The following is a 782-nucleotide window of genomic DNA, read 5'->3' as shown; positions in this document are numbered from 1 at the left end:
TGGTGCGCACCCCGTCAATAGGACAATGAAATAATATAAAAATTTTGTGGACTACTCATCCGATTAGATGGGTAGTTTTTTTGATGTGTCTGGTGATCTACGCAGCTTTGTAGTAGTGATTGTGAAATTCCATTGGCGTCATTACCTGCAATTTTCGCTGGTAACGACCTGTATTATAGTATGTCATGTAGTCACAAATCATCGTGACAAGCTCTTCGCGACTGGTAAACTTTCGTCCGTAATACTTTTCTCGCTTAAGCATTCCCCAAAAACCTTCCATCGGTCCGTTATCGATACATTTGCCTGCACGAGACATGCTCTGAATCATTTCGGCCTTTACGATGCGGTGGAAGAAATTGACATGCGTATATTGGAAACCTTGGTCGCTGTGAAAAATCGGATGTGCCTCCGGTTCTAATGCGACTGCTTGATCAAATGTATCAAAGACTAAGTTTAAATCATTGGTATCATTCAGTACATACGTGACAATGCGCCGATCGTAGAGATCAAGAATCGCACTCAAATAGAGTTTATGCATATTCTGTCCGATAAAATACTTGAATTCTGAAACATCGGTCACCCATTTTTGATTTGGTGCTTCCGCATCAAATTGGCCATGCAAGACATTCTTCGCTTTGTGGTAAGGAGTGGAGGCTCGTCTTGTGATACAATTCGCCGGGTGCTTGATGGTAGACTGAATTTGTTCGTGACGACAAATACGTAAGACTCGTTTATCGTTAACATTTAGCTGGCAGGTCCGCTTCAATTCATCTTTGATGCGA

Annotated in this window: 1 protein-coding gene; it reads right to left on the bottom strand. The window is 41.9% G+C overall.

The genetic code is table 11. The features are described 5' to 3' along the window. Nucleotides 1-97: 97 nt before the first annotated feature. On the bottom strand, nt 98-782 hold a 685-nt coding region (locus tag NRIC_RS19105; protein WP_146624306.1), incomplete at its 5' end, for an IS3 family transposase.

It is taken from the genome of Enterococcus florum (genome assembly GCF_004309355.1).
GTDB lineage: Bacteria > Bacillota > Bacilli > Lactobacillales > Enterococcaceae > Enterococcus_A > Enterococcus_A florum.
This window is presented reverse-complemented; position numbering and strand designations above follow the sequence as displayed.